The sequence below is a fragment of the Streptomyces sp. NPDC051976 genome, assembly GCF_040680795.1.
In the GTDB taxonomy this organism is placed as follows: domain Bacteria; phylum Actinomycetota; class Actinomycetes; order Streptomycetales; family Streptomycetaceae; genus Actinacidiphila.
Genome location: NZ_JBFAXL010000023.1, coordinates 41,361 through 63,244, shown reverse-complemented (window position 1 = coordinate 63,244; position 21,884 = coordinate 41,361). Strand labels below are relative to the sequence as shown.

The 21,884-nt window shown below is 70.8% G+C and carries 15 protein-coding genes, 3 tRNA genes and 1 pseudogene; 9 read left to right on the top strand and 10 right to left on the bottom strand.

Annotated elements, in window-relative coordinates; genetic code table 11:
* Positions 1 to 6: 6 nt before the first annotated feature.
* The 5 genes from AB0M29_RS22705 to AB0M29_RS22685 all read right to left on the bottom strand — a co-directional run bounded on the left by AB0M29_RS22705 (position 7) and on the right by AB0M29_RS22685 (position 6,737).
* On the bottom strand, positions 7 to 1,698 hold the full coding sequence (locus tag AB0M29_RS22705) for an ABC transporter substrate-binding protein (RefSeq protein WP_365385217.1): 1,692 nt from the start codon (positions 1,696 to 1,698) through the stop codon (positions 7 to 9).
* 30 nt (positions 1,699 to 1,728) lie between these two features.
* On the bottom strand, positions 1,729 to 2,676 hold the full coding sequence (locus AB0M29_RS22700) for an ROK family protein (protein ID WP_365385215.1): 948 nt from the start codon (positions 2,674 to 2,676) through the stop codon (positions 1,729 to 1,731).
* Between the two features lie 508 nt (positions 2,677 to 3,184).
* Positions 3,185 to 5,047, bottom strand: coding sequence for a caspase family protein (locus AB0M29_RS22695; RefSeq protein WP_365385212.1), 1,863 nt, complete (start codon positions 5,045 to 5,047; stop codon positions 3,185 to 3,187).
* Positions 5,040 to 5,456 (bottom strand): hypothetical protein, encoded by a 417-nt coding sequence (locus tag AB0M29_RS22690; RefSeq protein WP_365385210.1) that lies wholly within the window; start codon positions 5,454 to 5,456, stop codon positions 5,040 to 5,042. Before AB0M29_RS22690 ends, AB0M29_RS22695 begins: the two co-directional genes overlap by 8 nt.
* 126 nt (positions 5,457 to 5,582) lie before the next feature.
* Positions 5,583 to 6,737 carry a helix-turn-helix transcriptional regulator gene (locus AB0M29_RS22685; RefSeq protein WP_365385208.1) on the bottom strand — a complete coding sequence of 385 codons (1,155 nt, stop codon included), beginning with the start codon at positions 6,735 to 6,737 and terminating at the stop codon, positions 5,583 to 5,585.
* A 150-nt stretch (positions 6,738 to 6,887) separates the two neighbouring features.
* On the opposite strand from AB0M29_RS22685, the gene AB0M29_RS22680 reads away from it, so the two are divergent.
* The 3 genes and pseudogenes from AB0M29_RS22680 (at position 6,888) to AB0M29_RS22670 (ending at position 8,353) form a co-directional block, all read left to right on the top strand.
* On the top strand, positions 6,888 to 7,088 hold the full coding sequence (locus tag AB0M29_RS22680) for a hypothetical protein (RefSeq protein WP_365385207.1): 201 nt from the start codon (positions 6,888 to 6,890) through the stop codon (positions 7,086 to 7,088).
* Between the two features lie 269 nt (positions 7,089 to 7,357).
* Positions 7,358 to 7,606: pseudogene (locus tag AB0M29_RS22675) on the top strand (hypothetical protein); the annotation flags it as partial.
* Positions 7,607 to 7,693: 87 nt separating this feature from the next.
* Entirely contained in the window at positions 7,694 to 8,353 is a 660-nt protein-coding gene (locus AB0M29_RS22670; RefSeq protein ID WP_365385205.1) for a class I SAM-dependent methyltransferase, read from the top strand.
* A 104-nt stretch (positions 8,354 to 8,457) separates the two neighbouring features.
* On the opposite strand, the gene AB0M29_RS22665 is transcribed toward AB0M29_RS22670, so the two are convergent.
* From AB0M29_RS22665 to AB0M29_RS22655, 3 genes are all read right to left on the bottom strand, one after another.
* Positions 8,458 to 8,531: transfer RNA gene (locus AB0M29_RS22665), tRNA-Ile, on the bottom strand.
* A 156-nt stretch (positions 8,532 to 8,687) separates the two neighbouring features.
* A tRNA-Asn gene (locus AB0M29_RS22660) sits at positions 8,688 to 8,760 on the bottom strand.
* 5 nt (positions 8,761 to 8,765) lie between these two features.
* Positions 8,766 to 8,838: transfer RNA gene (locus AB0M29_RS22655), tRNA-Asn, on the bottom strand.
* 197 nt (positions 8,839 to 9,035) lie between these two features.
* Here AB0M29_RS22655 and AB0M29_RS22650 point away from each other — a divergent pair.
* From AB0M29_RS22650 to AB0M29_RS22625, 6 genes are all read left to right on the top strand, one after another.
* Positions 9,036 to 9,332 (top strand): YtxH domain-containing protein, encoded by a 297-nt coding sequence (locus AB0M29_RS22650; protein WP_365385202.1) that lies wholly within the window; start codon positions 9,036 to 9,038, stop codon positions 9,330 to 9,332.
* Positions 9,333 to 9,391: 59 nt separating this feature from the next.
* Positions 9,392 to 10,837: an FGGY family carbohydrate kinase gene (locus AB0M29_RS22645; RefSeq protein WP_365385200.1), complete on the top strand. Its 1,446-nt coding sequence runs from the start codon at positions 9,392 to 9,394 to the stop codon at positions 10,835 to 10,837.
* Positions 10,838 to 10,960: 123 nt separating this feature from the next.
* Complete coding sequence (locus AB0M29_RS22640) at positions 10,961 to 12,697, top strand: ABC transporter ATP-binding protein (protein WP_365385197.1); 1,737 nt, start codon at positions 10,961 to 10,963, stop codon at positions 12,695 to 12,697.
* A gap of 50 nt (positions 12,698 to 12,747) precedes the next feature.
* Positions 12,748 to 14,664: an ABC transporter ATP-binding protein gene (locus AB0M29_RS22635; RefSeq protein ID WP_365385395.1), complete on the top strand. Its 1,917-nt coding sequence runs from the start codon at positions 12,748 to 12,750 to the stop codon at positions 14,662 to 14,664.
* A gap of 138 nt (positions 14,665 to 14,802) precedes the next feature.
* Complete coding sequence (locus tag AB0M29_RS22630) at positions 14,803 to 16,611, top strand: phosphatidylglycerol lysyltransferase domain-containing protein (protein WP_365385195.1); 1,809 nt, start codon at positions 14,803 to 14,805, stop codon at positions 16,609 to 16,611.
* Between the two features lie 60 nt (positions 16,612 to 16,671).
* Positions 16,672 to 17,598, top strand: a complete 927-nt coding sequence (locus tag AB0M29_RS22625; protein WP_365385193.1) for a DUF3048 domain-containing protein — start codon at positions 16,672 to 16,674, stop codon at positions 17,596 to 17,598.
* Here the strand turns inward: AB0M29_RS22625 and AB0M29_RS22620 are convergent.
* Entirely contained in the window at positions 17,586 to 18,749 is a 1,164-nt protein-coding gene (locus AB0M29_RS22620) for an RNA polymerase sigma factor (protein WP_365385392.1), read from the bottom strand. The two genes, AB0M29_RS22625 and AB0M29_RS22620, sit on opposite strands and share 13 nt — an antisense overlap.
* 140 nt (positions 18,750 to 18,889) lie before the next feature.
* Positions 18,890 to 21,781, bottom strand: a complete 2,892-nt coding sequence (gene dnaG, locus AB0M29_RS22615) for a DNA primase (protein ID WP_365385191.1) — start codon at positions 21,779 to 21,781, stop codon at positions 18,890 to 18,892.
* Positions 21,782 to 21,884: the final 103 nt, after the last annotated feature.

Sequence of the window (21,884 nt, the reverse complement as noted above, 5' to 3'; positions counted from 1 at the left end):
CTCCTCCTACTGGGCGGAGCGGGAGTACAGATGCGTCAGCACCTGTCCCGCGTCGGGGAAGTTGAAGGCGGCGGGCTGCGCGTAGGGGTTGTCCGGCGTCGGCCAGCCCGCGATGTCGCCGGTGTTGTACTGGAACCAGTCGACCGACTCGGTGACCGGGATCACCGGCACGTCCTTGATCATCGCCGCCGCGATCTGCTTGACGATCGAGACCTGCCCGGCGTCGTCGGCCGTCGCGTACTGGGCGAACAGCGCGTCCACCGCGGGGTTGCGGTACCGCTCGTAGTTGCTGGCGGCCTGCTGGCCCAGTGGCGCGGTGTTCTTGGAGTGCAGGATCTCGCGCAGCTCGTAGTACGGGGTGGGGCCGCCGGTCTGCTCACCGTAGTAGGCGAGGTCGAAGTCCCCGTTGTACAGCTTGGTGTCGAAGGTCTGCTGCGCCAGGTCGTCGACCGTCAGGTCGATGCCGATCGGCTTCAGCTCCTGCTTGATCACCGCGAGCGAGGCGTCCCAGTCGGTGTAGCCGGTGATGGTGATGACGCTCAGCTTCAGCGGGTGCGAGGGCGAGTAGCCCGCGCCGGCCATCAGTTGGGCCGCCTTCGCCTGGTCGGGCTTGTCGAAGCCGGCGGCGCTGACCGCGCTCGCGTCGTAGTACTTCTTGAAGGTCGGCAGCACCACGCCCGACTGGTTGGCGGGCGGCTCCTGACCGCCCTCACCGATCGTGGCGATCTTCGTCCGGTCGATCGCGGTGGAGATCGCCTGCCGGACCGCGAGGGTGCTGGTCGCCTTGTGCGAGGGGTCCAGGTTGGGCCAGAGCGAGACGTTGAGGACCGGCGGCGACCAGGTGTGGTTGTCACCGGACTTGTTGAGGTAGAAGTTCTTGATCCCCGGGATGAACTGGCTGCCCCACTGCGCCTTGCCGTTGGCCAGGTCGAGGTTGGCCGGCCCGTTGTCCAGGTAGGCCGGGTACTCGACCTTCTGGATGTACGGCTTCCCCTGCTGCCAGTACGTCTGGTTCGCCGTGTACTGGATGTTGTTCGGGTTGCACGGGTCGACCTTGAACGGCCCTGTCCCGACCGGGTTCTTGTCCGCCCAGGTGTCGGGGTGCGCGGCGGCGTCACCGGTGGAGAAGATGTGCTGCGGGACGATCATCACCTGGTCGGCGACGGAGTAGAAGTACGGTCCCGCGGCCTGCTTGAAGGCCATTGTGACCTGGTTGCCCGAGGCCGTCACGCTCTTGAGCCCCGCGGCCGTCCACAGCGCGTACAGGTCGGTGGCGGGCACCTTCTTCATCAGGTTGAAGGTGAAGGCCACGTCGGCGGCGCTGAACGGCTGCCCGTCGCTCCACTTGACCCCGTCGCGGATGGTGAAGACGATCTGCGTCTTGTCCGCGTTCCACTTGTAGCCGGTCGCCAGCATCGGCGTCTCGGCCTGGTTGTTGAGCGAGTCCACGAAGATCAGCGGCTCGTACACGAACCCGTTGGATTCGAGGTAGTTCGCCGGGTTGAAGGGGTTGAACGAGCAGACCCAGGTCTGGCCCTGCTCGTTGGCGATGGTGACGGTGCCGCCCTTCTTGTGCGGACCGTTGTCCGCCACGCTGCTGGTGGGGGTCGGCGTGGCGTCCTTGTGCTTGGTGCTGGAGCAGGCCGTCGCGGCCAGACCTATCGACAGTGCGACAGCGACGAGTGCGGTGCGCCTCATTCCTGACAGTCCCTTCGTGAACTGTGTCAGTCAGTGTGCTGATCTCTGCGCCGCCCGCGGCACGTTCTCCCGGCTCTCCCGGGCGGCTTCCAGGCCGAGTGCCAGCGCTCCGAGCAGGGGCGCGTCGTACGGATAGGCAGCGGGAACGAGTTCGGGCGGATACGGCACGGCGGCGTCCAGTGCCTGCCGCAGCCGGCCGTGCAGGGCGGGCCAGGACCGGACCATGCCGCCGCCGACGGCGATCCGCCGGGGGTCGATGGCGATGGTGAGATTGACCAGGTGGTACGAGAGTTCGCCGAGGAAGCCGTCGACCGCCCGGGCCAGCCGGGGGTCGTCGGCGGCGCGGGCGAACACCTGCCCGGCGCCCTCGCCGTCGGACAGGTACGGCGCCGCCTCGGCGAGCAGCGCCTTGCCGCTGACCACGTCCTCCAGCGGCACCCGGGCGTCGAGCGGGCGGCCGACGTCGGCCACCTCCCGGAGGTTGTAACCGATCTCCCCCGAGGCGCCGTTGAAGCCGCCGAGGACGGCGCCGCCGGCGATGACGCAGACGGCGAGGCCGGTGCCGAGGTTGAGGTAGATCGCGGGGTCGCAGCCGGCCAGGGCGCCCGACTCCGCCTCCATCCGGGCGGCCGCCTTGACGTCGGTGGCCAGCCGGATCTCCGCCCCCTCGAACGCCTGCCGCAGCAGCCGCTCCAGGGCGAGGTCGCTCCACCCGGGGATGTTGGGCGCCAGCGCGACGCCCTCCGGGCCGGGGATGCCGATGGTCGCCACGCCGACCGCCGCGAGGGGCCGCCCCGGGGCGGCCTCCCCCAGCAGCCGCCGTCCCGCGGCCACGGCCCGGGCGAACCCGGCGGCCGCGCCTTCCTCGGCCCGCGTCTCCACCCGCACCGACCCCAGCCGCACTCCGTCCACCCCGGCCACGGCCAGCGCGGTCTTCGTCCCGCCGAAGTCGATCCCCAACACCACCGGACCCACCACGTCCCGCTCCTCGCGTCGCCCCGCCCCCGGTCCTCCGGGGTCCCCCCGGCCGATTAAGTAAGGAACCTAAACTATATCTCCGACCAGGACAACGCTTCTGCGCACATCCGTGCACATCGCCTCGCGCGGCGCTTGCGGAAGTCGTGCCCCGAAGGGGCGCGGGGAAGGTGCGCTGCTCGCGCGGAGGACGTGCCCCGTCAGGGGCGCGGGGAAGGTGCGCTGCTCGCGCGGAGGTAGTGCCCCGTAGGGGCGCGGGGAAGGTGCGCTGCTCGCGCGGAGGTAGTGCCCCGTAGGGGCGCGGGGAACTGCGCGCTCAGCCCCCACCGGGCCGGTGGTCCGAACACAACGCGTCTGCCCCATTGGGGCCGGTGGTGACCTGCAGGCACGCGACGGCTGGTCGCGCAGTTCCCCGCGCCCCTTCGGGGCACGTCCGGTGCCTGGTACTCCGCAAGGGCAGCGCGGCGCACCGCGACCCCTGACCGGGGCTAGGTCCTCCGCAGGGTGGCCGTTACCACCAGTGGCTGCCGATGAGGTAGGCGAGAAGCATGATCACGCCCAGGGCGAGGACGGCGATCGCCACACCCTTCGTCACGGAGATCAGCGGCCGCGTGAAGGCCGGCACGTGGGCCGCGAACCCCGGGCGCGGAGCGCGCACTTCGTGCCGGGCGAGCGCGCCGAAGACCAGCGCCGCCGCGGCGGTGACGAGGGACACGACAAGCGGTGTGAGCGCCCCGTGCTGGTGGACGAAGAACTCGATGTCGTGACCGGTCACTCCGGCGTCCTTGCGGTCCGAGACCGCCGCCACCCCCGCCTCGGCGGCCAGGATGACCGTGATCAGCGCGGTGAGGACGAGGGCCAGCGCGGCGGCGGCGAAGGCGGCCGCGCGGCTGTGCGCCGACCGCGTCACGGGCGTACGCGGCTCCTCCGTACCGGCATCCGTGACGGCCGCGGCTTTCGGGGGCCGGGAGGGGCCGTGGCGCCGCTCGGACGGCGGGTGGACCACGACCGTGTCCTCGTCCTTCGCGGGCTTCGGCGCAGGCTTCGGCGCGGTCTTCGCCGAGGCCGAGGCCGGGCCCGGCTCGGGGGCGATCCCGGGCTCCCGTTCCGGAGTGGGCTCAACAAGCACCTCGACGTGGATCTGCGCCTCGTCGGCGACCCCCTTGAGCACGACGTCCCCGGAGAGCCGCCCCTCGGCGTACGTCTCCACCCGGACGTTCAGCCCGGTCGTCGACGGCTCGACCCGCAGCCAGGACTGCGTGGACTGGGCCACGCAGTGGCGGGCCAGCGGCGGACCGCTGAGCGTCACCGGCCGGGACTCCAGGGCAGCGCCCCGCAGCACCTTGCCGAAGTCCAGATGATCGGGCGAGGGCGCCAGATGGATCTCGCGCAGGGCCCGGCTCGCCTCGTCGGCGATCTGCCGGATGTCGTTGCGGGCGACCTCCTCCAGATCCTGGCGTGCCCCTTCGGCGACGGCGAGGGAGTCGTTGGACAGCCGGGAGCGCAGCTCCAGCACGGCGCCCTGCCGCGTGAAGGCGTTGTCGCTGCCGATGGCCGACCGCAGGGAGGGCGGCGACGGGATCGCCGCGATCTTGATGCGGCTGCGCCGGTTGTGCGCGAGGTGCAGTTCCCCCTGCATCTCCACCGTCCGGCTGGGCGTCTGGTTCGGGTTCTGGCCCCGCACATGGTCGAAGACGTAGTCGTACAGCTCGTTGAGGCCGATCTCGCCGTCCGCGTCGAGATCGGCCTCCCCGGTCTCCAGGCCCTGCACCACCGCATGGGTGAACAGGGACGGCTGGGGCGCGGAGTTCTCCGCGAGGTCGGAGCCCTCGAAGGCGTACTCCATGGAGTTGGACGCGGTGATGACCGCCCAGCCCTGCGCGCCGGGCAGATTCGTGTCCTCGAACGACTCCAGGACGTTCACGTCCCCCGCGGCGCGCACCGAGGCCCCCCGGGAGAAGGCGCCGCCGTAGCAGCAGTCGAGGAACAGCACGGTGCTGCGGGCCCGGGTGCGGGACATGCACTGCCGGACGAACTGCGCCGGGACCGCCGTGGCGTCCAGCATCTGGGGCTCGGTGTCGGTGGCGGCGAAGTACAGCTCGCCGGACTCGCTCTTGATGCCGTGGCACGAGAAGTGCAGCAGCATGGTGTCGTCGCGGCGGCGGTCGTTGAAGAAGCCCTGGATACGGCGGCGCATCTGGTCGGCCGGTGCGTTGTGCACGACGTCGACCTCGAAGTCGCCGACCTCGGGGTCGTGCAGGACCTCGGCGAGGGCGGTGGCGTCCTGCGCCGGTGCCCGCAGCTTCTTGAACCCCCCGTCGTCGTAACGGTCGTTGGCGATGATGAGTGCGTGCCGGGACTGGGATTCACCCATGGGACTGGACTCCCGTCCGGGATTCGGCCCCCGTCGTGGAGTGGCGCCTGACGAAGGTCTCGAAGGCCTCCGCCACCTGCGCGTCCGTCGCCCCGGAGATCTCCAGCACGTCGTCCCCCAACGCCACCTTCAGCGTCGGACGGCCCTCATGGCACCGCCCCAGCCAGCCGCGCAGCACCGTCATCACCTGGTTGAGCGCGCCGACCGCGCCGCCCAGACTCACCAGCAGCTCGCTGATCTGCGTCACGTCCCCGGCACGCGCGCCGGGCGGAGCGGGCCCGCCACGGGCGGGAGCCACGTCGTCGACGTCGAGTTGGAGCAGTTCCTCCCGCAGATAGCCGGTGAGTTCGGCCATCCGCCGGTCTTCCGCTCCCTCGTCGGAAAGAAGGATGCGCAGTTCCTGTGCCACCGGGTCAGCCCCCTTCCGTGTGCGGAGGGGCGGCGCGACAACGGACCATCAGTGGGCGCCACGTCATCTCATTCCAGTCTGTGCCGCCCGCCGCACCGCCGCAATCGCACAGCGGTCGCCGCAGGGTCACATGCCGACGTCGGCGCGCCGGGCCAGCCGGGTCAATGCGGGGTTGCTGTACCTGTGGAGACTGATCAGGACGCGCAGCAGCTCCTGGCTGGTGGGGTGCACGCGCGCCATCTGTGGAGCCGCCGCCCAGGCGTCCTGCAGCGAGTCCAGGGCGCGGTCACGGTCGTGCAGCGCGAGGTGCGCCCGGGCCACGTTCATGTGCGTCGGTGCGATGCGGGTGGCGGGCAGTCCGGACGCCGGATCCACTGCCCCAGGGGCCGCGTCGATGGCGGCGCGGTAGTTCTCCATGTCCACGTCGGTGGCCACGACGTGGGTGAGCGTGTTGGCGGGGCCGACGCTGATGCCGTCGATGTCCTCGTCGACGTCGAACTGTTCGGCGGTGCGCAGCGCCGCGGCGCGGTGCCGCTCGGCTTCCCGCCGGTCTTTGATGCGACCGGCGAGGGTGAGGCCGCGCAGGTGAAGGGCGTTCAGGCTCTGGGCGCGTTCATGCTCGTCGCGAATGGACGCGGCCGCGACGACGGCACGGTCGACGACCGTGAGGCCGCCGTCGAAGTCGCCGGTGTTCAGGAACGTGCCGGCCTCGTCCCGGGCCGCGATGGCCACGGCCAGCGGCCCGGAGAGTTCAGCGGCCACACGCTGGCGCATCACCGCCAAGTCGGCAAGGGTCATCCATCTGTGCCGTGCGGCGAGCCAGTACACGGTGCTGTACGCCGACGCGACGGCCGCCCAGTCCTCGGGGCGCTCGGTGTGGTGAGCACGGCTCTGTGTGGCGGCGACGAGCGCGGGGAGCCGGTCGAGGACACCCGCCAGGTCGGCGGCGCTGCGGCGTGCCACGACGTCGCCGAGCAGACGCGCGACTTCCTGGACGGGCGGCGCCTCGCCCGGGATGTCGAACCGCCGGATCGTCGCGGTGAGTTCGCGGACGCGGGTCTCGTCTGCGGCCCGTGCGACGCCGAGCAACTCGTCGAGGGTGACGCCCATGGCGCGCGCGAGCGTGGCCGCGGTGCCCTGGGTGAGGGCGCGCTGCCCGGTCTCGATCTTCGTCAGGAGCGACAGTGACACGTCCGCGCGTCTGGCCAGCGCGGTTTGGCTGAGCCCGCGGGCCTTGCGGAGACGGGCGACGTTAGCCCCTGGTCCTGGCGTCTCGCTCATACGTGGCGTCTTCCCATTCGCACCTGTCCTGATCCCAGCGTTGCACGGCTCCTTACGGTGCGTGCAGGGCTGTGCAACTTCTGTGCAAGTCGCCGCTTACTGACAGTCGTTGAATGGATGCATCGAGCAACAGCACAGGTGGGGGCGACGATGGATCAGGGACGCGACCCGATCGCGGTGGGCCAGACCGCTTACGACGAGCGGCTCAGCCGCCTCGGCGAGGTGATGGAAGTCCTCGGAACGCTCGTCGCGCTCCGTCCACTTGGAGGAGGCCGCGAGTGGAACGCGGAACGACGGCACGTCCGGCCGGCGACGGCAATGGAGAAGATGCGACCGGGAGTTGCAGAGTGAATCTCCTCCGGTTGCTCGGCCGACACGCCGGCGCCTTATGGCTCGCCGCTCTCGTCACCGCATCTGTCGCGATGGGCGAACTGCTGGCGCACCTCTGACCCCTCGCCGGTCGAGGTGTCCCCGATGCGGCGAGGGCACCACGCTCGCCGCCGCGCGGATGCGCGGCAACGGGCATCCGATGCACATCTTCGACAACCAGGAGGACCGCACGATGACCACAGCCGTCCAGACCCGCACCGAGACCCGTACACGGGATCCGAAGGAACTGCGGCAAGCTCGTCGACATCGGGGTCCACCAGTTAATCCTCGACACCCCGGTCTGGTTCGCGATCTGCGACAAGTACAACGGCGGCCGGTACAAGCACCACGCACCGTTCATCCAGCGCCGCGGCGACGGACTGTGCCTGCGCACCGCGGACTTCCTCACCTCGATCGGATTCACCATCGACGAGGAGCTGTGGGCGATCGACGGCGCCGAATGCTCGCCATGCGACAACCAGGTCCCCGACAGCCACTGAACCGACCGGGAGCGGCCCCGTCCCCTCGGCCCAAGCGGGCACCATGGGACGGGGCACAGCCCGTTCCCCGCCAGCAGAGGACGCCAGATGCCCGCCCAGCACGACATCGCCGCAGAGACCGAACTGTGGGACACCTACGCCAGCAGCGCCTTCAAGGAGGATGACGAGCCCGTCTTCCGCTGGACGCAGTACGCCGGACACGGCCCCGGCCCCGAGCTGCTCGGCGACCCGGAGAGTGTGCTGGAGATCGGCTGCGGCACCGGCCGGGCACTCGCCCACCTGGCGCAGCGCGGTATCAAGGCGGCAGGGGTTGACCTGTCGCCCGTCATGGTCGGGAAGGTCGCCCAGCGGTGGGGGCCGACCGGTGCCCGGTTCCACTGCGCTGAGGTGCTGGAGTACCTGCGCAGCACGACCGAGACCTACGACGCGGTCTACTCGATCTTCGGTGCCGCGTGGTTCACCGACCCGTCCAAGCTCTTCCCACTCGTGCAGCGGTGCCTCAATCCGGGTGGTGTCTTCGTCTTCTCGCAGCCGCCCGCCATCCCCGGCGCGTACGGCCCGCAGGGCATGTACAAGGGGGGCTTCGCCGGGAAGGCGATGTTCACCTACCGCTACAGCTACCGCCCCGCGGTCTGGGAACGCCTGCTGACCCGCGCCGGGTTCGCCACCGCCACGGCCCAGGTGCTGGATGCCCCGAAGCCGGGCCACATCGGCACCCTGCTCGTGCGGGGCACTGCGGCACCCTGACGGTCTGACGTCTCGACCGAGCGCCCTGCCGCCGTGCGGCGACGCAGAAGCCTGGATTGGGGGTGCGAACCGGCGTCGCCCGGTGATCGCCCGAACAGGCTCGGTGGGGCGGGTGGGACTCGAACCCACGACCGACGGATTATGAGTCCGCTGCTCTAACCGGCTGAGCTACCGCCCCGTACGGCGCGTCGTGCTCGCCGTCTGCCGCAGCATAGCTGCTCATACGATCTGTCGCCCTCGCGGGTCTCAGACGCGTCATCGGGTGGACACCGCGGGGCGGGCGGGTGGTTCCGCGGGCAATGAAAAAGGACCCCAGGGGGGTCCTGATCCTGCGCTCCCCCGACTGGACTCGAACCAGTAACCTGCCGGTTAACAGCCGGCTGCTCTGCCAATTGAGCTACAGGGGACCGAGCTCCCCCGACTGGACTCGAACCAGTAACCTGCCGGTTAACAGCCGGCTGCTCTGCCAATTGAGCTACAGGGGATCGCTCTGCGTGCACCGAATGCGCCCGCCTGGGTGCCCCCGGACGGCGCGCGCTCGCTGCGACACATACATTAGCGCAAGTGAGGGGGTGCTCCGCCAACCGGTTGCTCCAGGGTTGCCCCCCGGGTGCACAGGGTAGGCGCCGAGCACAGACCCCCGTCCGACAACGCGGGCCCGACAAGGCAGAAGGGTGGAGCCATGCGCTACCGGCTGACGTTCATCGCTGGAGCAGCTGTCGGCTACGTGTTCGGCGCGCAGGCCGGGCGCGAGCGGTACGAGCAGCTGCGCAAGAGCGCGCAGCGGCTCGCTCAGAACCCGGCGGTCAGGAACACCGCGGAGAGTGTCGTGACCAACGGCAGGTCGGCCGCGGTGAAGGCCGCCGACGCGGCGACGGCCAAGGTCGGGGACCGGCTGCCGGAGTCGGTGACCGAGCGGGTGCGCGCACTGCGCGACCGCGGTCAGGGTGAGGACGACTGGGGTACGTCGAACACTTGATGGACCTGATGCACGGCTGACACCCCGCGCGCCCCGCGCGTGGGGCATCATCTCGTTCCATGGGGAAAGTCGCCGGGATAGACAGCTCGACCGCAGGCACCACCGTCATCGTGTGCGACACGCAGACCGGGGAGGTACTGCGGCAGGGGTACGCCCCGCATCCCCTGGACGACGGCGAGAAGCCGACCGAGCTCGACCCCCAGGCGTGGCTGCTCTCGCTCGGCGAGGCGGCCAAGGGCGGCGTCCTCGAGGGCGTGCAGGCGATCGGGATCTCCGGCCAGCAGCACGGGCTGCTGGCGCTGGATGCCGGCGGTGTGGCGGTCCGCCCCGCGCTGCTGCGAGGCGACAAGCGGGCCCAGGTGCAGGCGGCGGATCTGACCGAGGAGCTGGGCGGGCCCGGCGGCTGGGCGGAGGCGGTCGGCGCGGTGCCGCAGGCGGCCTACCCGGTGGCGAAGCTGCGCTGGATCGCCCAGCACGAACCGTCGGCGGCCCAGCGGATCGCCGAGGTCATGCTGCCGCACGACTGGCTGGTGTGGCAGCTGCTGGGGCGGCCCGCCCGCCGTACCACCGACCGCGGCGACGCCTCCGGCACCGGCTACTGGTCGGCGGCGACCGGCGAGTACCGCACCGACCTGGTCGAGCGGGCGCTCGGCCACCAGGTGAAGCTGCCGGAGGTGCTGGCCCCGGCGGAACCGGCGGGCCAGACCCCCGAGGGCCTGCTGATCTCCGCGGGTACCGGCGACAACATGGCCGCCGCCCTGGGCCTGGGCCTCGGCCCCGGTGACGCGGTGGTCTCGCTGGGCACCGCGGGCACCGTCTTCGCGGTGCACCACGAGGCGCTGAAGGACCCGACGGGTACGGTCACCGCCTTCGCCGACGCGACCGGCCGCCATCTGCCGGTGGTCCAGGTGCGCAACGCGGTCCGCGCGCTGCGCGGCACCGCCGATCTGCTGGGCACCGACCTGGCGGGCCTGTCCGAGCTGGCGCTGCGCTCGACGCCGGGCGCGTACGGGCTGGTGCTGCTGCCGTACCTGGAGGGCGAGCGGACCCCCGACCTGCCGCACACCGCGGGCACCCTGGCCGGGCTGCGGCGTGAGTCGATGAAGCCGGAGCACCTGGCGCGGGCGGCGTTCGAGGGCATGCTGTGCGGGCTGACCGACGCGCTGGACGTGCTGCGCAACAGGGGTGTGGAGGTGCGGCGGGTGTTCCTGCTGGGCGCCGCCGCCGAGCTGCCCGCGGTCCAGGTGATCGCGCCGCCGCTGTTCGGCACCCAGGTCGTCGTACCGCCGGCCGGCGAGTACGCGGCGCTGGGCGCGGCGCGTCAGGCGGCCTGGTCGCTGGGCGCGGTCCTGGGGTCGCAGTCGCAGAGCGAGCCGCCGTCCTGGACGCGGGCCGCGCACCAGCTGCTGGAGCCGGGCGAGGACGCGGCGGTGGGTTCCGCGGTCCGCCAGCAGTACGTCGCGGTGCGCGAGCACACGCACCCGGGAGCCTTTGCCTCGCTTTAATCACATGCGGCGCACGGATGTCGGAAGATAGGCTCACACGCCGCTCCCCGTGCGCCGACCCATGCCGCGCGCGCCCAAGCACCGCGGCCGCCAGCCGTAATTGCCGACACCGAGGTATTCAGTGTGCTGATCCGACTCCTGCGATCCCATCTCGGACCGTACAAGCGGCCCATCGGCCTTCTGGTGCTGCTGCAACTCGTGCAGACCATCGCCACCCTTTTCCTGCCCACTCTGAACGCCGACATCATTGATAACGGTGTCATCAAGGGTGATACCGGCTACATCCTGCAATTGGGCGCGATCATGATCGGGGTGACCGTCGTCCAGGTCGTCTGCGCGATCGGCGCGGTCTACTACGGCGCCGGCGCCGCCATGGCGGTCGGCCGTGACATCCGCAAGTCGGTCTTCGACCGGGTGCAGAGCTTCTCGGCCCGCGAGGTGGGCCAGTTCGGCGCCCCCTCGCTGATCACCCGCACCACCAACGACGTCCAGCAGGTGCAGATGCTGGTGCTGATGGGCTTCACGCTCATGGCGTCGGCCCCGATCATGTGCGTCGGCGGCATCGTGATGGCGCTCGGCCAGGACGTGCCGCTGTCGTCGCTGCTGCTGGCCGTGGTGCCGGTACTGGGCGTCGTGATCAGCTTGATCGTGCGCAAGCTCCGCCCGCTGTTCCGCTCGATGCAGACCCGGGTCGACACCGTGAACCGGGTGCTGCGCGAGCAGATCACCGGAATCCGCGTCATCCGCGCGTTCGTCAAGGACGACTACGAGAAGCGGCGTTTCGCCGGGGCCAACGACGATCTCACCGAGGTCTCCCTCGCCACCGGCCGTCTGCTGGCGCTGATGTTCCCGCTGGTGATGGCGGTGGTGAACATCTCCAGCGTCGCGGTGCTCTGGTTCGGCGCCCACCGGATCGACAGCGGCGGAATGAAGATCGGCGCGCTGACGGCATTCCTCAGTTATCTGATGCAGATCCTGATGTCGGTGATGATGGCCACCTTCATGTTCATGATGGTGCCGCGCGCCGAGGTCTGCGCCGAGCGCATTGAGGAGGTGCTCGGCACCGACTCCAGCGTCGTCCCGCCGACCGCGCCGGTGAAGACGCTGAGCCGCCACGGCGAGCTGGAGCTGTTCGACGTGGACTTCGCCTATCCGGGCGCCGAGGCGGCCGTGCTGCGCGGCGTCGACCTGATCGCCAGGCCCGGCGAGATCACCGCGGTGATCGGCTCCACCGGCAGCGGAAAGTCGACGCTGCTCGGGCTGATCCCACGGCTGTACGACGCCACCGGCGGCCGGGTGCTGGTCGACGGCGAGGACGTGACCGAGCTGGACCCGGCGCTGCTCGCCGAGACCGTCGGCCTCGTACCGCAGAAGCCGTATCTCTTCTCCGGCACCGTGGCGAGCAACCTGCGCTACGGGCGGCCGGACGCCACGGACGAGGAGCTGTGGCAAGCCCTGGAGGTCGCCCAGGCCAAGGAGTTCGTCGAGCGGCTCGACGGCGGCCTGGAGGCGGAGATCGCCCAGGGCGGCAGCAATGTCTCGGGCGGGCAGCGGCAGCGGCTGGCGATCGCCCGGGTGCTGGTGCGGCGCCCGGAGATCTACCTGTTCGACGACTCCTTCTCGGCCCTGGACTACGCCACCGACGCGGCGCTGCGGCGCGCGCTGGCCCGGGAGACGGCGGAGGCCACCGTGGTGATCGTCGCCCAGCGGGTGTCGACCATCCGTGACGCGGACCGGATCATCGTCCTGGACGAGGGCCGGGTCGTCGGCCAGGGCACCCACGGGGAACTGATGACGAGCAACGAGACGTACCGGGAGATCGTGTTGTCGCAGCTCACCGAACAGGAGGCGGCGGCCTGATGAGTGACGACGACGCGCAGAAGCCCGCCGCCAGGCCGCGGCCGACGCCGATGGCCGGGCCCGCCCGGTTCATGAGCGGCGGCCCGATCGAGAAGTCGATGGACTTCAAGGGCTCGCTGCGGCGGGTGATCCGGCTGATGCGGCCGGACCGCTTCTTCCTGTACCTGCTGCTCGCTCTGGGCACGGCCAGCGTCGCGCTGGCGGTGACCGGGCCGCGGATCCTGGGCCGGGCCACCGACCTGATCTTCGCCGGGGTCATCGGTCAGCAGATCAAGGGCGGCTCCAAGCAGCAGGCGCTCGACCACCTGCACGCGCACGGCGACGGCCGGGTCGCGGACATGCTCAAGGGCATCGACTTCACCCCCGGCCAGGGCATGGACTTCCACGCCATCGGCATGGTGCTGCTGCTGGCGCTCGGGGTGTACGCGGCCTCCGCGGTCTTCGGCATCGTGCAGATGCGCACCGCGACCAAGGTGATCAACCGGGCGGCCAGCCGGCTGCGCCGGGACGTCGAGGAGAAGCTGTCCCGGCTGCCGCTGTCGTACTTCGACCAGCAGCCGCGCGGCGAGGTGCTCAGCCGGGCGACCAACGACATCGACAACATCGGCCAGACCATGCAGCAGACCATGGGCCAGCTGGTGAACTCGGTGCTGACCATCGTCGGCGTGCTGGCGATGATGTTCTGGATCTCCTGGCTGCTGGCCCTGGTCGCGCTGGTCACCGTGCCGGTGACGATGCTGGTGGCGACGAAGGTCGGCAAGCGCGCCCAGCCGCAGTTCGTGCAGCAGTGGAAGACCACCGGCAAGCTGAACGCGCACATCGAGGAGATGTACACCGGTCACTCGCTGGTGAAGGTCTTCGGCCGCGCCGAGGAGTCCGCGGCGCTGTTCGAGGAGCAGAACGAGGCGCTGTACAGGTCGGGCTTCAAGGCGCAGTTCATCTCCGGCACGATCCAGCCGATGATGATGTTCATCGGCAACCTGAACTACGTGCTGGTGGCCGTCGTCGGCGGTCTGCGGGTGGCCTCGGGCGCGCTGTCGATCGGTGACGTCCAGGCGTTCGTCCAGTACTCACGGCAGTTCAGCCAGCCGCTGACGCAGGTCGCGAGCATGGCGAACCTGATCCAGTCGGGTGTCGCCTCGGCCGAGCGGGTGTTCGAACTCCTCGACGCCGAGGAGCAGTCGGCGGACCCGAAGGAGGGCGCGCGCCCCGCGGAGCTGCGCGGCAGGGTCGACCTGGAGGACGTCAGCTTCCGCTACAAGCCGGACAAGCCGCTCATCGACGGGCTGTCGCTGACGGTCGAGCCTGGCAACACGGTCGCGATCGTCGGCCCGACCGGCGCGGGCAAGACCACCCTGGTCAACCTGCTGATGCGGTTCTACGAGGTGTCGGGCGGCCGGATCACCCTGGACGGCACGGACGTCGCCGCGATGTCCAGGGAGGAGCTGCGCGCCGCGATCGGCATGGTGCTGCAGGACACCTGGCTGTTCGGCGGCTCGATCGCCGAGAACATCGGGTACGGCTCCGAGGAGGCGACCCGCGAGGACATCGAGGCGGCGGCGCGGGCGGCCCACGCCGACCGCTTCATCCGCACCCTCCCGGACGGCTACGACACCGTCATCGACGACGAGGGCTCCGGGGTCAGCGCGGGCGAGAAGCAGCTCATCACCATCGCGCGGGCGTTCCTGTCCGACCCGGTGATCCTGGTGCTCGACGAGGCGACCAGCAGCGTCGACACCCGGACCGAGGTGCTGATCCAGCGGGCGATGGCCAAACTCAGCCACGGCCGTACCAGCTTCGTCATCGCGCACCGGCTGTCCACGATCCGCGACGCCGACGTCATCCTGGTGATGGAGTCCGGCGCGATCGTCGAACAGGGCACGCACGACGAGCTGCTGGCCGCGCAGGGCTCGTACGCGCGGTTGTACGCCGCCCAGTTCGCGCAGGCGGTGGCCGAGGTCGACTGAGCCGGGGCCGGGCGGTGCCCGGCCGGGGACGCGAGGGGGACGAGGGCACGAGGCGTTGGTAGCCTGTGCCCTCGTTCCCCGTCGGGCAGCGGGTCCGGGGGACGGGTCTGGGCCGTCGTGCCCCGGGAGGCAGAAGTCATGAGCAGTGCCGTCACCGCACCGCCGCGCGCCCGTGGCCGGTCAGCGGCCGGACCGCGTACCGGGCAGCCCACGGGTTCGGAGCCCGCGCGCTGCCCTAGGCGCGGCGGCTCGGTGCTGGGGCGGCGCAGTGCCAGAGTGCCGATCTGGTACCTGCGGGTGATCGGTCTGGTCAACTTGATGTGCGCGGTGTCCCTCACCCTGCGCACCGAGGTCTACACCCACAACACCGGTGAGCTGTACACCCCGTTCATGCTCTTCGCCGGCTTCGGCTCGGCCGCCGCCGCCGTCTTCATGGCGATGATGCTGGCCCGGCACAAGCGGATGGCCTGGCTGGTCTTCATGGCGCTGTGCGGCGGTTACGCGGCGCTGTCGGTGTGGGGCCTGTTCTTCCACGACTTCCGGCAGCACCCGTTCAACTGGGTGTCCACCGCGCTCACGCTGACCGTGCTGTGCTTCGGGGCGCTGGGCCGCCGGGAGTTCCACGGCAAGGGCGACCGCACCAACCCGCAACTGGCCCTGGCCGTACTGGGCGTGGGCGCGCTGCTGTCGGTGCTGGTCGGCACCACCCTGGTCACCGCGGTCGGCCCGGACGGCGCCAGCGTCGGCGACCGCGTCTGGTACGTGGCGCTGCGGCTGGGCACCCTCAGCCGCGACGACGACCTCGCGCCCAACCTGCACGTCAACGCTCTGGCCGGCGGCGGCATCAACCTCGCGGGCCTGGTCCTGCTGCTCGCCGTCCTCTACGCGCTGTTCCGCTCGCCGCGCGGCCAGGAGCTCCAGGACCGCGCGGACGAGGACCGGCTGCGCGCGCTGCTGGAGCGGCACGGCGCCCGCGACTCGCTCGGCTACTTCGCGCTGCGCCGCGACAAGTCGGTGGTCTTCTCCCCCAGCGGCAAGGCGGCGATCGCCTACCGGGTGGTCGGCGGGGTCGCGCTGGCCTCCGGTGACCCGATCGGCGACGTCGAGGCGTGGCCGGGAGCGATCGACGCCTGGCTGGTCGAGGCGCGCGACCACGCCTGGATCCCGGCGGTGATGGGCGCCAGCGAGGAGGGCGGTACGGTCTTCGCCCGGCACGGCCTGGACGCGCTGGAGCTCGGCGACGAGGCGATCGTCGAGACGGACGAGTTCACCCTCGACGGCCGGGCGATGCGCGGGGTGCGGCAGGCGTACAACCGCGTACGGCGGGCCGGTTACACCACCCGTATCCGCAGGCACCACGACATCCCCGACGCCGAGATGGCCGAGCTGATCGCGGCCGCCGACCGCTGGCGGGACGGCCAGACCGAGCGCGGCTTCTCGATGGCGCTGGGCCGGCTCGGCGATCCTGCCGACGGCGACTGCGTGATGATCGAGTGCCATGACGGCGCCGGTGAGCTGCGCGCGCTGCTGAGCTTCGTGCCGTGGGGCCCCAAGGGGCTGTCGCTCGACCTGATGCGGCGCGACCGCGACAGCGAGAACGGCCTGATGGAGTTCATGGTGCTCGACCTCATCGAGCGGGCCGCGGAGGTCGGGGTGGAGCGGGTGTCGCTGAACTTCGCCATGTTCCGCTCGGTGTTCGAGGACGGCGCCCGGCTGGGCGCGGGCCCGGTGCTGCGGATGTGGCGCTCGGCGCTGATGTTCTTCTCCCGCTGGTGGCAACTGGAGTCGCTCTACCGGGCGAACGCCAAGTACCGGCCGATCTGGGAGCCGCGGTTCCTGCTCTTCGCCAAGAGCGCGCACCTGCCCAGGATCGGTCTGGCCAGCGCCCGGGCCGAGGGCTTCATCGTGGCGCCCAAGCCGCTGGCGATGCTGCGCCGGGAGGGCTGAGCCGGGCATGTCTCCGGCGCATTCCTCCGCCTTGGTCCACCATGGAGTGAAGGAGGAGCGATGCGCGGAGCACAGGCGATCGGGATGGGTGTCGCGGGGGCGCTGGCCGTCGGTCTGGCCGCGGGCTGCTCACCCACCGGCGGCAGTGACGACAAGGCCGCGCCGCCCCGGTCCGTGCTCACCGGACAGCCGGGCGCCGCGGGCCGGGTGCTCGCCGTGAAGATCGACAACGTCGGCGCCGCCCGTCCGCAGACCGGCCTGAACGACGCGGACATCGTGTACGGCATCGAGGTCGAGGGCGGACTGTCGCGGCTCATGGCCGTCTACGACAGCAACCACATGCCACCGGTCGTCGGCCCGGTCCGCAGCGCCCGCGAGACCGACCTCCAGCTCCTGGCCCAGTACGACCACCCGGCGCTCGCCTTCTCCGGCGCCCAGAGCCGGCTGCTGCCCGTGCTGAAGAAGTCGGACCTCGTCGCGAGGACCGGGACGAGCAGCTTCTTCCGCTCGTCGGGCAAACCCGCCCCGCACAACGAATACCTGCACACCAAGGGCCTCACCGACGGCGCCGGAGCGGCGAGGAACATCGGCCTGGAATTCTCCGGGACCGTACCGGCCGGGGGCGCGCCGGGCACCACCGCCTCGGCGGCCATGCCCGCCGCGCGCTTCACCTTCACCTGGAACGGGTCGGCGTACCGGGTCGCCATGGACGGTGTGCGCTCGCCCTGGACCGCCGACAACGTGATCATCCAGCACGTCACGGTCAAGGAGTCGCGCTTCCACAGCCGCACCGGGTTCGTGCCGTTCTCCCAGACCGTCGGCCAGGGGTCCGGCACCGTGCTGCGCGACGGCCGCTCGTACAGCGTGCGGTGGGACCGGCCCACGGCGGACGCCGGAACGGCGTACACCCACGACGGCCGTACGGTGCCGCTGCGGCCGGGGAGGACCTGGATCATCCTCGCACCGGACGGATCTCAGTCCAGGTAGCCGCGGAGCTGGTCGGCGAAGGCGTGGTCGCGCAGCTTGTTGAGGGTCTTGGACTCGATCTGGCGGATCCGCTCGCGGGTGACGCCGAAGATCCGGCCGATCTCCTCCAGGGTGCGCGGGCGGCCGTCGGCGAGGCCGTACCGCAGCTGGACGACCTTGCGTTCGCGCTCGCCGAGGGTGGAGAGCACCGCGTCCAGGTGCTGGCGCAGCAGCAGGAAGGCGGCGGACTCCACCGGTGACGTGGCGTCGCCGTCCTCGATGAGGTCGCCGAGCGCGACGTCCTCCTCCTCGCCGACCGGCGCGTGCAGCGAGACCGGCTCCTGAGCCAGCCGCAGCACCTCGCTGACCCGCTCCTCCGGCAGGTCGAGCTGGGCGGCGACCTCTTCGGTGGTGGGCTCGTAGCCGCGCTCCTGGAGCAGCCGCCGCTGCACCCGCACCACACGGTTGATCAGCTCCACCACGTGCACCGGGACCCGTATCGTGCGGGCCTGGTCGGCGAGCGCGCGGGACATCGCCTGGCGGATCCACCAGGTGGCGTAGGTGGAGAACTTGTAGCCGCGGGCGTAGTCGAACTTCTCCACCGCGCGGATCAGCCCGAGGTTGCCCTCCTGGACCAGGTCGAGCATGGTCAGGCCGCGGCCGACGTAGCGTTTGGCGACGGAGACGACCAGCCGCAGGTTCGCCTCGATCAGCCGGCGCTTGGCCATCCGGCCCAGGACCACCAGCCGGTCGAGGTCGACGGCGAGCTGCGAGTCGAGGTCGGGGAAGTTGCCGAGCTTCTCCTCGGCGAACAGCCCGGCCTCCACGCGGCGGGCCAACTCCACTTCCTGGGCGGCGGTGAGCAGCGGGATACGGCCGATCTCGCGCAGATACTGCCGGAAGAGGTCCGCGGACGGCCCCGCGCTCTCCTCGCGCAACGGACGCGGCTCGTCCTCCGGTTCGTCCGTGACGGCCGCCGTCCCGGCGTCACGGCGCTGTTCCGGCACCCGTGACCCCATGAGGCTGCCTGGCGGATCCGCCTGGGGCTCCATCGCCACCACCTCGGCCACGGTCATGAGGGTCGTGATCTGGGTCTGGGTCTGCACGGAAGCGACCTCCAGAGTGAGCGCACCTTTGAGCTCGGAGAGAGGACTCGCCGACCAGGCCGTCAGGCGCCGTCACCCAGTGTGGCCCACGACGCACCTTTGCTACGAGGGTCGTGCGGCGCCTTTTTCACCCCACGTCACCACATGCGTCCGCGCGGTAACGCTTGGCATATGCGGTGAAATCACCGCAAGCGGCCCGCCGGACGTCAGAGTCCGGCCGCGCCCAGTTCGCGCAGCCGCTGGCCGTACTGCTGCAGCGCCCACAACTCGCTCTGCGCCGCGGCGACTTCGGGTACGCCGTCCGGCACGCCCTGGGCGTCCAGCCGGGCGATGGTGGCCTGCACCTGCGCGACCCGGCGCTTCACCGCGTTCAGACGGACGTCGACCAGCACCTGGCCCGCGTAGAACTCCGGGCTCTTGTGCATGACCGGCTCCACCGCCAGCTCGGTGACCATCATCCGCACCGAGTCGTCCGGCGCGGCGTCGCGGACCCGCACCAGATAGTCGCCGTCGGCCTGCTCGACCCCGCCCGCCTCGCTGATGACCCGGCGCACCGCGATGTACGGCGGGCCGGTGAACTCGTCCTCGCCGTACGCGTCGAAGGCGGGCGAGACCAGCTTCGGGTACTGCAGGGCGAGCTTGAGCAGCTCGCGCTCCACGCGGTGCGCGGGGCTGCGCAGATCGAGCCGCGGGCCGCGCGCGGCGTTCTGCGCGGGCGCCGCGGACCCCTGGCCGCCACCCGCGTACCCACCGCTCTGGTACCCGCCGCCGCCCTGGCGCCCGTACTCGGGCCGCCCGGTGGTGCTGCCGCCGCCCGCCGCCCGTGCCCTGGCCATCGCCCGCACCCGGCGGATGACGGACTGCTCCTCGGACTGCGAGGCGATGCCCGCCATGCCGACCAGCCGGATCGCGTAACGGTCGCGCAGCGCCTGGTTCTTGATCGCCGCCACGACCGCGACCGCGGCGTCCACCGCGGCCACCCGGCCCTCGTCGGTGTCCAGGTTGTAGCGCGCCACGATCGAGCGCAGCGCGAAGGCGAACAGCGGCGTACGGCCCTCGATCAGCCGCTGCACGGCCGCGTCGCCCTCGGCCAGCCGCAGCTCGCAGGGGTCCATACCGCCGGGGGTGATCGCGATGGACGTCTCGGCCGCGAACTTCTGGTCGTCCTCGAACGCCCGCAGCGCGGCCTTCTGCCCCGCCTCGTCGCCGTCGAAGGTGAAGACCACCTCGGCGCCGGAGTTGTCCATCAGCAGCCGGCGCAGGATCTTGATGTGGTCGCCGCCGAAGGACGTGCCGCAGGTGGCGATGGCCGTGGTGACCCCGGCGAGATGGCAGGCCATCACATCGGTGTACCCCTCCACCACGACCGCCCGCCCGGTCCTGGCGATCTCCTTCTTGGCCAGGTCGATGCCGTACAGCACCTGGGACTTCCGGTAGAGCGGCGTCTCGGAGGTGTTCAGGTACTTCGGCCCCTGGTCGTCATCCCGCAGCTTGCGCGCGCCGAAGCCGATCACCTCGCCGGTGATGTCGCGGATCGGCCAGATCAGCCGTCCCCGGAAGCGGTCGATGGCTCCGCCGCGGCGGCTCTCGGAGGCCAGACCCGCGGTGATCAGCTCCTTGTCGGAGAAGCCCTTCCCCCGCAGGAAGCGCACCAGGTGATCCCAGCCCGCGGGCGCGTACCCGACCCCGAAGTGCTCGGCCGCCGCCTGGTCGAACCCGCGCTCGGCCAGGAACCTCCGCCCGATCTCCGCCTCGGCCCCGCCCAACTGCTCGACATAGAACAGCGCGGCCGCCTTGTGCGCCTCTACCAGCCGGATCCGCTCGCCCTGCTGCCGCCCGGGGACATGACTCCCCTCCTCGTACCGCAGCGTGATCCCGGCCTGCCCGGCCAGCCGCTCCACGGCCTCGGTGAACGACAGATGGTCGACCTTCATGACGAACGCGAGGGTGTCCCCACCCTCGCCGCAGCCGAAGCAGTTGCCGGTGAGGATGTTGTCCTCGAGGACGAAGGCGGCACCCTGTTCCACCGTGGCGCAGTAGACCTCCTCGACGCGATCGGTCGGCTCGACGGACTTGACCGTCCAGCCGCGGCGCACCAACTGCTTCGCGGAGTCGAGGTAACGCTTCCGGTGACCGGAGTTGAGGAAGAACTCCTCCGTCAGGTCCTCGTGGATGAAGTGGACACGGAAGATCGCGCTCGGCTCCCGTCCGGGGAAGCCCTCCCGCGTCTGCTGGGTGATGCCGTAGGTGCCGATCCCGAGCCGGGTGGCGACGGTCCTGACGTATTCGAGCGTCTCGCGGGACGCGCAGTTCAGGCTGACCGTGCCGTCTTCGGCCACATGGCCGTCCGCGGCCACGTAGCCCGCGAGCCAGCCGTAGAGATACGGGACCGACTCGTCCAGCGGCGGGAGGCTCTTGAAGAACTTCGGCAGGTGGTGGACGACGATCTGGCGGGGGCTCTCGACGATGGTGCTGTTGGGGAACCACCGCAGGAGTTCGGCGTCCTTGACGGGGTCGAGTTGGGCCATCGACCCGGTGTCGTTGAGGGTGCCGTCGCCGAAGGTGATGCCGTGGGCGATCCCGAACGGCGACGGGGTGGTCTGTTGGACGCGGGAGCCGGGGAACACGTAGGACAGCCGGTGTTCGGGCTTCAGGTCCTTGGTGACGACCTCGCGCGTGTTGTAGCGGTTCGTCCCGGAACGGACGAACCAACGGTGTTCCGCGGTGGCGAAGATCTCCTTGCGCTGGCCGTTCCGTCCCAGCGTCACCTTGAGCAGGGCCTGCGTGCCGAAGGACCGGAAAGGAGCCTCGTACCAGTTGCCACTGCGGGTGAGAACGCGGTGCGAGCCGCCCGCGAGCTCCCGGATCTCCCGCACGCCGTCCCAGGTGAGCACCCGGGTCTCGCCCGCCAGGCAGTGGTAGAGGCCCTTGGAGGGGCTGACCTGGAAGGAGGGGGACTTCTCGTCGTGGAAGGGGCACAGGCCCTTGAGGTTGCCGCCGCCGGCGTTCTTGAGCTGGAGGTATTCGGAGACGACGGCGTCGATCGGGACCGCGTCCCGTACCGCCTTCACGTCTTCGTCCTTGATCCTGCCCGCCACCCGCGCAAGTCTACGGTGCGGGTGGGACAGCGCCGTGCGGCGGAAGTCTTGACCGGCGGGGAAGGCGGGGTCTAGCTTCCCCGTCTATTAGGAAGCTTTCCTA

Coding starts and splice junctions, on each gene's coding strand:
- AB0M29_RS22705 (WP_365385217.1), bottom strand. CDS start 1,698: ATGAGGCGCACCGCACTCGTCGCTGTCGCACTGTCGATAGGTCTGGCC.
- AB0M29_RS22695 (WP_365385212.1), bottom strand. CDS start 5,047: ATGGGTGAATCCCAGTCCCGGCACGCACTCATCATCGCCAACGACCGT.
- AB0M29_RS22685 (WP_365385208.1), bottom strand. CDS start 6,737: ATGAGCGAGACGCCAGGACCAGGGGCTAACGTCGCCCGTCTCCGCAAG.
- AB0M29_RS22680 (WP_365385207.1), top strand. CDS start 6,888: ATGGATCAGGGACGCGACCCGATCGCGGTGGGCCAGACCGCTTACGAC.
- AB0M29_RS22670 (WP_365385205.1), top strand. CDS start 7,694: ATGCCCGCCCAGCACGACATCGCCGCAGAGACCGAACTGTGGGACACC.
- AB0M29_RS22650 (WP_365385202.1), top strand. CDS start 9,036: ATGCGCTACCGGCTGACGTTCATCGCTGGAGCAGCTGTCGGCTACGTG.
- AB0M29_RS22645 (WP_365385200.1), top strand. CDS start 9,392: ATGGGGAAAGTCGCCGGGATAGACAGCTCGACCGCAGGCACCACCGTC.
- AB0M29_RS22635 (WP_365385395.1), top strand. CDS start 12,748: ATGGCCGGGCCCGCCCGGTTCATGAGCGGCGGCCCGATCGAGAAGTCG.
- AB0M29_RS22630 (WP_365385195.1), top strand. CDS start 14,803: ATGAGCAGTGCCGTCACCGCACCGCCGCGCGCCCGTGGCCGGTCAGCG.
- AB0M29_RS22625 (WP_365385193.1), top strand. CDS start 16,672: ATGCGCGGAGCACAGGCGATCGGGATGGGTGTCGCGGGGGCGCTGGCC.